This window comes from Corallococcus terminator (assembly GCF_049194865.1).
GTDB lineage: Bacteria > Myxococcota > Myxococcia > Myxococcales > Myxococcaceae > Myxococcus > Myxococcus terminator_A.
Genome location: NZ_JBLZWL010000081.1, coordinates 1 through 10,440, shown reverse-complemented (window position 1 = coordinate 10,440; position 10,440 = coordinate 1). Strand labels below are relative to the sequence as shown.

Here is a 10,440-nt window from a genome sequence, read left to right as displayed (position 1 = left end):
AGCGGCCCGATTCACGGCAGCAGGCCCGGGATGGTTCCCCCGGGCCTGGGGCCGATGTGGAACCGGATGCTCCCCGGTGAGAGCACGCACGAGCGAGGCACGGGGGCGGAGAGGATGGCGCCGTGCGGAGGACGCGTGCACAGGCCCAGCATCTGGGGCACGGAGTAGGGCGACCAGGGCTGCTCCGTGAAGGACTCCACCGTGCTTCTCCGGGGGGGTGGTGCCTCTTCGTCGTCGGACTCAGCGGGCTCGTCGAGCTGTGCGAGCGCGTCGTCCGGTAGCGGAGTCGTGTCCGGCACGAAGGCGATGCCTTCGGGAATCGGCTCCTCGCGGTCCGGGCGGCCGATGATGTCCTCGATGCGCTCGGTGCCCTCGTCCTTCACCGCACGAGGCGCGGTGGCGCACGCTCCCAGGAGCGACGCTGACAGGAGCGTGGCGAGCACTCGGTGTGGAGGGGGCCAGGAAGGACGGGGCATGGGCATCGACATGTTCCCTCGGAAGAGCAAGCGGGAGAAGAGGCGCTGGCTCGGGTTGCGGAGGAAGTGGTCGTGGGACATCGCTCGGACTCACGAGGCTTCCCGTCAAAGGGTTCGTCTGGAGCGCGGGTCGTGCAACGCGCGCGCTTCGCGCCAGGAGGGAGGAAGAGGCCTCGCCTGGGTGCCCGCTCCGCGTGAAGCGGCCTTCCGTGGTCCTCCGCCCGCGCCATTCCTAGCTTGCCCGGGAGTGGATCGCGGAGGTCGTCGACCATGCTGTGTCAGAACTGCCGGACCCGCCCAGCCGCCGTCATGCTCAAGAAGCGGCTGAACGGGCAGGAGACGACCCTCAACTTCTGCAATCACTGCGCGAGCGCGATGGGGGTGGGGCTGGGGGACGCGAACGGGTTCGGCGGTCTGGAGAGCCTCGTCGAGCAGATGATGGGGCCGCGTCCACGAGGGCGGGAGAACCTCCTGACGCAGCTGTCGGAGATGGCGCAGCAGGTGTTGGAGCGCGCGGCGCGGATGACGCTCGACTCGGGCTACGAGCGGATGCGCATCGAACACCTGTTGCTGTCCTTGCTGCACTCCGTTCCGGAGCTGCGCGAGTCGCTGAAGCACGCGGGCGCGCCCGTGGACGAGTTCGAGGCCCGCCTGGACGCGGTGATGCCTCGACGCGAGCCACGCAAGGCGCAGGGTGTGGCGCTCTCCTCCGGCGTCAAGCGGGTGCTCCAGATTGCCCGCCTCCAGGCGCTCCAGATGGGGCACAGCTTCATCGGGCCCGAGCACCTGCTGCTCGGCATCCTGATGGAAGGGGAGAGCTATGCCGCGCAGTTCCTCTCGGGCGTCGACATCAATGAGCTGCGCAAGCGGCTGGTCGCCTCGGTGGGAGGCCCCTCGGCGCCCGCCGCGGGAGGCGGTGGACGGCAGGGCAGTGGAGGACTTCCGCCGAACCTCACGCGCTTCACGAGGGACCTGTCGGTGCTGGCACGTGCGGGAGAGCTGGACCCCGTCATCGGACGCGAGAAGGAGATCAGCCGCGTCATCCGCATCCTGAGTCGCAAGACGAAGAACAACCCGGTGCTCATCGGCGAGCCGGGCGTGGGCAAGACGGCCATCGCGGAGGGACTGGCCCAGCGCATCGTCGCGGGGGAAATCCCCGAGGTGCTCAAGGGCAAGCGCGTGCTGTCGCTGGACCTGGGGAGCGTCCTGGGTGGCACGAAGTTCCGGGGCGAGTTCGAGGAGCGCTTCAAGGGCTTGATGGATGAGATTCGCGCCCTCAAGGGGCAGATCATCCTGTTCATCGACGAGGTGCACACGGTGGTGGGCGCTGGTGGCGCCGAGGGCGCGGTGGATGCGTCCAACCTGCTCAAGCCGGCGCTGGCGCGAGGCGAGCTTCAATGCCTGGGCGCCACGACGCTGGAGGAGTACCGGAAGAACATCGAGAAGGACGCCGCGCTGGAGCGCCGCTTCCAGCCCGTCATCGTGTCCGAGCCCACGCCGGAGCAGGCCATCGAGATTCTGCGAGGGCTGCGCGATGCGTACGAGGCGCATCACCGCGTGAAGATTCTCGACACGTCGCTCACCGCGTCCGTCGAGCTGTCGGACAAGTACGTCAATGACCGCTTCCTTCCGGACAAGGCCATCGACCTGCTCGACGAGGCCTCCGCCATGGTGCGGCTGGGCGCGCGCACCGCGCCGGACCGACTGGGCGAACTGGAGGCGATGCTCGCGCAGAAGGAGAAGGACAAGAGCGCGGCGGTGGCGGGGGAGCACTACGAAGAGGCGAGCCGGCTCAAGGGCGAACTCGACACGCTGCGCACGGAGCTGGAGGGCCTGCGCACGCAGTGGCAGCTCAAGCGCGGCGTCACCGAGCCCACCGTGACGCCCGACGACATCGCCACCGTGGTGAGCGAGTGGACGGGAATCCCCGCGCGCAAGCTGCAACAGGAAGAGAGCCAGCGACTGTTGGAGATGGAGGATGCGCTGAAGCAGCGCGTGGTGGGGCAGGAGGACGCGCTGCGTGCCATCTCCGAGGCGGTGCGCCGGGCTCGCGCGGGCTTGAAGGACCCGAACCGCCCCATCGGCTCGTTCCTGTTCCTGGGCCCCACGGGCGTGGGCAAGACGGAGACGGCCCGCGCGCTGGCCGAGTACCTGTTCAACGACGAGGCCGCGATGATTCGCCTGGACATGTCCGAGTTCCAGGAGCGTCACACGGTGAGCCGGCTCATCGGCGCGCCCCCGGGGTACGTGGGCTACGAGGAGGCGGGGCGGCTCACGGAGGCGGTGCGCCGCAGGCCGTACTCGGTGCTGCTCTTCGACGAGGTGGAGAAGGCGCACCCGGACGTGTTCAACCTGCTGCTCCAAATCCTCGACGACGGACGCCTCACGGACTCACGTGGCCGCACGGTGGACTTCAAGAACGCGGTCATCATCATGACGTCCAACCTGGGGTCGGAGGCGATGGGGGCCGCGAGGGCGGCGCTCGGCTTCCAGAACTCGGCGGACGAGGAGCGCACGGGACGGGAGCGGGCCAGCGAGGCGGTGATGAACGCGCTGCGAGGGCACTTCCGGCCGGAGTTCATCAACCGCATCGACGAAATCATCGTCTTCCACTCGCTCAATCCCGAGCAGCTCCGCCGCATCGTCGACACGATGCTGGAGGCCACGCGCCGCAAGCTCCATGGGCAGAACGTGGGCCTGGAGCTGACGGACGCGGCACGCGACGCGCTCGCCGAGCGGGGCTTCGAGCCGCGCTATGGCGCCCGTCCACTACGCCGCGTCATCCAGCGCGAGCTGGAGACGGAGCTCAGCCGGATGATGCTGCGAGGCGAGCTGCGCGAGGGCCAGAGCATCCGCGTCGACTTCCAGGACGGACGCTTCGCCTTCCACGCGGAGCCCGGGGCGCGAGAGGAACCCGCACAGAAGGCTCCCGAGCCACCGGCTTCATGAGTGCATCGAGGTGGCGCGCCGCTCAGGGCGTGGCGCGGGTGTTGTCGAGAATCCACGCGAGGTAGGGCGCGTGGCCGTCGGCGATGTCGACGCGGAGCACCTCGGGCACCTGGTAGGGGTGCAGCGAGACGATGCGGGCCCGCAGGGCGTCGAAGAGCGCGGCTCTCGTCTTGAAGAGGATGAGCGCCTCCGCGTCGTCCTGCACCTTGCCTTCCCACCGGTAGATGGAGCGCAGGCCGGGGAGGATGTTGCCGCAGGCGGCGAGCTGTTCCTCGACGAGCGTCCGCGCCAGCTCCGCGGCCTTGTCGGCGGAGGGCGCGGTGACGAGGACCAGGATGGCGTCAGTCATGAGGCCCGAGTCAACGTGCGGCGCCGCGCAGGCCGGAGGGCGGCTGGTGCAGCGTGTCCATCTCCTGCCGCGTGCGTCGCCGGTCCGGCGTGTCCTTGGGCAGCTCCACGAAGGTGCACATCTCGCAGAGGCGGCTGTAGATGCGCTCACCCACGCGCTCGCGCAGCAGCTCCGCCTCCTTCACCACGGCCTTCGCGTCTTCCGTCGTCCGGTATCCCGTGGGGCCCGTGGGGCGCTGCTTCTTCTCGGGCTCCAGCGAGTAGTTCGTCGCGAACAGCGTGGTGCGGCCCGCGTTGTAGCGGCGGGCGATGAGCTCATCCAGCGTCTCCATCTCGAACGGGCTGCCGCGTCCCTTGCCCAGCTCGTCGATGGCCAGCACCTCCACCTCGGACAGCGGCCCGATGATTTCACCGCCGCTCTTCCCGTCCTGGAATCCCCGGCGGATGGTGGCGTAGAGCAGCGAAATCTCCACGTAGCGCGCGCGCACGCCCATCTCGATGACGAGGTGGCCCAGCGTCGCCGCCAGCAGGTGCGTCTTCCCGGTGCCCACCGGGCCGCTCAGGATGAAGCCCTTGGACGTGGCGCCCTTCACGTACTGGTGGCCGAAGTGCATCGCCACGCCACGGCCCCGGTCCTGGGCCTCGTTGAAGGCGCGGTAGTTGTCGAAGGACGCGTGCGCCATCACGCCGGGCATCCGCACGTCGTTGAAGATGGCCACCCGCCGCCGTCGCCGCGTGCAGGTACACGGCTCCATCACCTCGTACTGCTTGGGCCCCACCTTCTTGCTGTAGACACCCTCGCGCTCCACCAGCACGTGGCCCCGCCCGCCGCAGATGGAGCAGTTCTCCGAGCACACGCAGACGCGCGCCTGGGCCTGGTCTCCCTGCCGTTCGATGACGTACGTACGTCCGGCACAGACGCGGCACCCTTCCCCCGTCGCCTTTGCTCCCACACCCGTCTCGCGCATCGCCATAGCAGAGCCCTTCCCCGCCTCCTCGCAAACTGAACGGGCGAGCAGTGATGTTGCTCTTTCAGACTTCCTTCACGCCCAGTCGTCGTCGCACCGCCGCCACCACGCGGAAGCGTCGGGACAGCCGTCGCGCACGCACCGACATCACCTGCTGTTCAGAACCCACCGAAAGCGCGTCGCGCCACACCTCGCGTCGCTGCACGAAGGGCAGGGCTCTCAGGAGCGCCAGGAAACTCAGGGCTTCCTGCGCATCGAACGCCGCGGGCTCCCCCGGAATGCTCGCCAGCACCGTGCCGCGCAGCCACGCCACGCGGGGCGCCAGGGCCTGGTCCCGCCCGGCCAGGTCATCCAGCGCGTCGACGAGCCGGGCGTGTCGGGTCTCCTCCCACGACAGCGCCTTCCGACGTCGCGAGGGAGCCTCCGGAGCCGGGGTCTCACCCGCGCCCGCCGTCAGCGAGCGGTACTTCTTGATCTCCGCGTCCACCTGCCGCCGGCACGCACGCAGGTTGCGCAGCACCGGCTCACCGGGGCGCGCATCCCACAGCGCCTTCTCCGCCGAGCGGGAGATGCCGCGCGCCACCACCTCGAACGGAACGCCTTCCCGCGCCCACGCGGAGAGCAGCTCCGTGTCCAGCGCGGAGAGCATGAGCCCCGCGCCACGCACCGCGAGGAAGTAGTCCTGCACCAGCTCCTCGAAGCTGGCGCTTTCCGGCAACAGACTCATGATCCAACACCCACTCAAGGCAGGGCGGCCGGGCAGACGGCCGTCCGCTCCCCCTTACCCGGTGGGTCCGACAAGGCAACCGTCTTGTCATCCTTTTCACAGCAGTTCTGGAAGTTTGCCGGCCTGCTTTCCACTTCTGGCACGGCGAGCCAGTCTGGGTTGACCCTGCCCTTGGAAACCGCGCATAGTGGTTCCCCCTGAATGGAAATTCCCGAAGATTCCCGGCCACTTGCCTGTCGAGCAGGCAACCGGGAACGCCGGTCCCCCCCGCTTAGGAAGACCATGCGCCGTTCGCTCCTCGTCTGCCTCGTCCTCCTGGCCTCGGCCTCCGCCGCTCAGGAGAAGAAAGCGCCGCGTGACGCCGACCTTGGCCAGAAGTCCGCCACTGCGTTGGACAAGTCCCTGGCTGGCGACATCACCCGTGAGAAGAAGAAGGAAGACGTTGCCCCCGCGCTCCAATACGACCAGTTTCGACTGGGCGTGGAGCTGCAGGTGGCCTCCAAGCGACGCGAGCAGATCGTCTCGCTGAAGAAGATCATCTCCCTGTCGCCGGATCCGAAGGAGGTCCCAAGCCTCCTGTTCCGCCTGGGCGAGTTCTACTGGGAGGAGTCGAAGTTCTATTTCTTCGAGGCCAACCGCAAGGACGACGACCTCATCAAGGCGATGAACCGCAACGACACCGCGGCCCAGCAGCAGGCCAAGGCGGAGAAGGCGGAGTTCGTCGCGAAGCAGAAGGAGTACGGCAAGCTCGCCGTCGAGCAGTACACCAAGATCGTCCAGGAGCACCCCAAGTTCGAGCGCACGGACGAGGTGCTCTTCTTCCTCGGTCAGTACCTGATGGAAGAGGGCCAGGACCGCAAGGCGCTGGTGGCCTTCAAGCGCCTCGTGGAGAAGCACCCGACGTCCAAGTTCATCCCGGACGCGTACTTCGCCTTCGGCGAGTACTACTTCAACAACTCCAAGGGGAAGCGCCCGGAGCTGGAGAAGGCGCTGGTGGCCTACAAGAAGGCCGCCGAGTTCCCCGAGAGCCAGGTGTACGCGTTCGCCCTCTACAAGCAGGGCTGGTGTCACTACAACATGGGTGACTACGCGGCGGCGAAGGACAAGTTCAAGACGGTGGTGCTGTACGGCGAGCTGGCCGGCGCCAACGCGGTGGAGCGCGACGGCGGCAAGAGCGGCAAGAACTCGTTGGTGCGCGAGGCCCGGACCGACTACGTGCGTGCGTACGCGCACGACGGTGACGTGGCGCAGGCGCGCGCGGACTTCGGCAAGGTGGCCTCCAACCCGGAGGACCGCTTCACGATGCTGAAGCAGCTCGCCAACATGTATTACGGCGACGGCAAGGACCGCGAAGCGGCCATCACCTTCAACTCCCTCATCAAGGAGAAGCCGCTGTCGCCCGAGGCGCCCGGCTTCCAGGGGAAGATCGTCGACTGCATCCTCCGCATGGGCAACAAGGAGCGCACCGTGGCCCAGGTGCGCCGGCTCGTGAAGATCATGAAGGAGGTCGAAGGCTCCGGCGTCATCAAGGACGACAAGGACAAGAAGCTGCTCGCGGAGGCGAAGGAGCTGTCCGAGCGCACGCTGTCCAACCTCGCCGTCACCTGGCACAACGAGGGCAGGAAGACGCGCAATGAGGAGACGTTCCGCTACGCGGACGCCGTCTACAGTGACTACCTCACGCTCTTCCCGGAGAACCCCAAGGCGTATGACCTGCGCTTCTTCTGGGCGGAGCTGCTCAACGACAACCTGTCGAACTACGAGAAGGCCGCCGCCAACTACACGCTCGTCGTGCTCCAGGACGCCAAGGTGCTGGAGGCCAAGGACGACAAGGGCAAGGCGAAGCCGGGCAAGCCGGGCAAGTGGCTGCCCAACGCGTCCTACAACGCGGTGCTGGCCTACGACGAGGTCGTCAAGTCCGCTGAGTCCCGCGGCGAGGCGAAGAGCGAGTCGGTGGGCACGGACCTCTCCAAGAAGGCCACCATCCCCACGCTGAAGAAGGCGCTGCTGGACGCGTGCGAGCGCTACCTCAAGTACGTGCCCAAGGGTGAGAAGCGGGTGGAGATCGCCTTCAAGGCGGCGAACATCTACTACCGCCACAACCACTTCGACGAGGCGGTGCTGCGCTTCAGTGAAATCGCGCTTGGCTACCCCGAGTACAAGTTCGAGGACGGCACGCGCGCGGCGGAGATCAGCGCCAACCTCATCCTGGACTCGTACAACCTGCTCCAGGACTTCGCGAAGGTGAACGAGTGGGCGCGGCGCTTCTACGCCAACGACAAGCTGGCCACCGGCAAGTTCCGCGACGACCTGGCCAAGCTGATTGAGCAGTCGTCGTTCAAGCTGGTCAGCCAGTTGGAGGAGAAGAAGGAGTTCTCCAAGGCGGCCGAGGCGTACCTCAACTTCGTGCACGACTTCCCGCAGACGGAGATCGCCGACCTGGCGCTCTACAACGCGTCCGTCGACTACTACAAAGCGAAGATGCTGGATAAGACGATTGAGGTCCGCGCCCGGCTCTTCGCCCAGTATCCGCGCTCCAAGTACGTGCCGGACTCCATCTACGCCAACGCGGAGGCGCTGGAGGCCATCGGCGACTTCGAGCAGGCCGCGACGACCTACGAGCTGTACGTGAAGGGCTACGAGCGCAGCGTGTCGGAGAAGGGCGGCGGCAAGGCGCGCCCGAGCAAGTCCAGCAAGTCCAACAAGAAGGGCGGCGGCGACGACAAGCCGGCGGTGCCCCAGAAGTGGGACGAGGCCAAGGCGCAGGTGGCGCTGTTCAACGCGTCCACGTACCGCGAGGGCCTGGGCCAGACGAAGGCGGCGCTGCGCAACCGCGAGCGCTACCTGGAGCTGTGGCCGAAGGCGAAGGACGCGGATGACATCCGCATGTCCATCATCGACCTGACCGGCAAGAGCGGCGCGGCGATGAAGGCCATCAAGATGCTGGAAGAGTACGAGCGCGACAACATGCGCTCGGCCAGCAAGTTCCTCACCGCCGAGGGGCGGATCATCGACCTGTACAAGAAGATGAACAAGTCGCGGGACGTGACGCGCATGTACAAGCGCGTGGGCGAGCACTTCGACCAGCTTCCCCGCCGCGTGCAGACCACGCTGGAGAAGCCCGCGCTGGCCACCGCCGCCCAGGGGCAGTTCCTGGGCGTGGAGCTGGACTGGGCGGAGTACAAGCGCCTGAAGCTGTACTGGGGCGCGCCGCCGTCGCCGGACCGCTTCCGCAACAGCATCCAGGACAAGAGCCGCGCGCTGCAGGTGGTGGAGAAGAAGTACGTGCAGACGGTGACGCTGGGTGCTCCGGAGCCGTCGCTCTGCGCGCTCAACCGCATTGGCCTGGCGTATGACCACTTCGCCCACAGCGTCATCAACGCGCCCATGCCGCGCGGCCTGGACGAAGAGGCCCAGCAGGCGCTGCGCGACGAGTTCACCAACCAGGCCCAGCCGCTCAAGGACAAGGCCACGGAGGCGTTCGCCGCCACGGTGGCCAAGAGCCGCGAGCTGGACGTGTTCAACGCCTGCGCCGCGGAGAGCCTGAAGATGCTGCGCACCACGTATCAGCCGGACCGCTACCCGGAGATGCCGGAGGAGAAGGTCGCGCTGAAGAGCCGCCAGCAGATCATCGGTGGTGACGTGCTGGCGGGTATCCAGGATGTGCCGCCGCCCGCGCCCAAGGCCGTGGCGGAGGCGCAGAACGGCCAGAAGCAGGCGCTGCAGGAGGACCTCACGGACCTCACCGCGCAGCTGCGCTCGCAGACAGAGACCCAGGTGGACACGAAGGCCACCGCCTCCACCCCGGACGGCACCAAGCCCGCGAAGGCGGCAGGGGCCGACGAGGAGCCGGAGGACTTCCTTTAATGAACCGGACGACCCGTACCATGCGCCTGTTCCCTCTCCTGGCGGCCGCGTCGCTCATCGCCGCTGGCTGCACCGCGTCCAAGGCCACCAGCCCCGACCCCGTGGCGAAGGCCCCCACGGTGCCGAAGGACGCTCCGCCTCCACCCATCTCCAACACGGCCAAGGCGCGCTTCGAGGACGCGGTGAAGTCCTTCGACACGCAGAAGAAGGCCAAGGCGTTCGACTACCCGGCGCTGGAGCGCAAGTTCAAGTCCGCGCTGGAGTCGGACGCGAACCTCGCCGAGGCCGAGTACAACCTGGGCGTCATCGCCGAGCGCCAGGGCAACATCCCGGAGGCGAAGGCCCGCTACAAGGCCGCGCTCACCAAGAAGCCCTCGCTGCGCCAGGCGTCGGAGAACCTGGCCGTGATGGAGCAGAACGGCGGCAACGTGGCCGGCGCGGTGGCCCTCTATCAGGAGGTCCTCCAGCGCTATCCGGACGACGCGCAGTCCCGTGCGCGGCTGGCGGAGATCTACCGGCAGCAGAACGACCACGACAAGGCGATGGAGCTGGCCCGGAGCGCGCTGATGAGGGACCCCGCGTCCACCACCGCGCTGAAGGTGATGATCCGCAGCTACCTGGACCGCAAGCAGCTCTCCATGGCGAAGCTGGTGGCGCTGCGCGGCGTGAAGCTGGACGGCTCGGATCCGGAGCTGCACCACTCGGTGGGCCTCATCCAGCTCCGCGAGGGTGACGACGACGATGCCCGGCTGTCCTTCAAGAAGGCGCTGGAGGCGCGCGAGGACTATGTCCCGTCGCACGTCGCGCTGGCGCAGCTCTCCCTGGACGCGGAGGACTACCCCGGCGCCGAAGAGCACCTGCGCCGCATCCTCCAGGCCGATGGGAAGAACGCCACCGCGCACCTGAACCTGGGCCTCGCCTACAAGGGCCAGGGTCAGTACGACAAGGCGATGCAGGAGTACGACGAGGCGGAGAAGCTGGACTCCGAGCTTGCGGCCGTGCACCTCAACCGCGCCATCCTGCTCCACAAGGTGAAGGACGCTCCGGAGCGCGCCGTGGAGCTCTACAAGCGGTACATCGCCACGGCGGGCGGAGAGGTGGCCCT

General features: G+C 67.7%; 7 protein-coding genes. 3 read left to right on the top strand and 4 right to left on the bottom strand.

The window, feature by feature from the left end; all coding sequences use genetic code 11:
- Positions 1–11: 11 nt before the first annotated feature.
- Positions 12–557 (bottom strand): hypothetical protein, encoded by a 546-nt coding sequence (locus ACN469_RS25585; protein WP_498765665.1) that lies wholly within the window; start codon positions 555–557, stop codon positions 12–14.
- 189 nt (positions 558–746) lie between these two features.
- On the opposite strand from ACN469_RS25585, the gene ACN469_RS25580 reads away from it, so the two are divergent.
- A complete protein-coding gene (locus ACN469_RS25580) occupies positions 747–3,425 on the top strand; it encodes an ATP-dependent Clp protease ATP-binding subunit (protein WP_498771689.1) in 2,679 nt (892 codons plus the stop codon).
- Positions 3,426–3,447: 22 nt separating this feature from the next.
- Here the strand turns inward: ACN469_RS25580 and cutA are convergent, their stop codons facing one another.
- From cutA to ACN469_RS25565, 3 genes are read right to left on the bottom strand one after another with little or no spacing between them, the layout of a single operon-like run.
- The gene (gene cutA / locus ACN469_RS25575; RefSeq protein WP_253995674.1) at positions 3,448–3,774 is read right to left on the bottom strand and encodes a divalent-cation tolerance protein CutA; all 327 of its coding nucleotides are present in this window, start codon (positions 3,772–3,774) and stop codon (positions 3,448–3,450) included.
- 10 nt (positions 3,775–3,784) lie between these two features.
- Positions 3,785–4,747, bottom strand: a complete 963-nt coding sequence (locus tag ACN469_RS25570) for an ATP-binding protein (protein WP_498771688.1) — start codon at positions 4,745–4,747, stop codon at positions 3,785–3,787.
- A gap of 58 nt (positions 4,748–4,805) precedes the next feature.
- Positions 4,806–5,468 (bottom strand): hypothetical protein, encoded by a 663-nt coding sequence (locus ACN469_RS25565; protein WP_498771686.1) that lies wholly within the window; start codon positions 5,466–5,468, stop codon positions 4,806–4,808.
- Positions 5,469–5,750: 282 nt separating this feature from the next.
- Here ACN469_RS25565 and ACN469_RS25560 point away from each other — a divergent pair, with 282 nt between their 5' ends.
- Both ACN469_RS25560 and gltE read left to right on the top strand, forming a co-directional pair.
- The gene (locus ACN469_RS25560) at positions 5,751–9,335 is read left to right on the top strand and encodes a tetratricopeptide repeat protein (protein WP_498771684.1); all 3,585 of its coding nucleotides are present in this window, start codon (positions 5,751–5,753) and stop codon (positions 9,333–9,335) included.
- Positions 9,335–10,440: adventurous gliding motility TPR repeat lipoprotein GltE (gltE, locus tag ACN469_RS25555; protein WP_498771682.1), on the top strand; the 1,106-nt coding region annotated here is incomplete at its 3' end. The genes ACN469_RS25560 and gltE, both read left to right, overlap by 1 nt.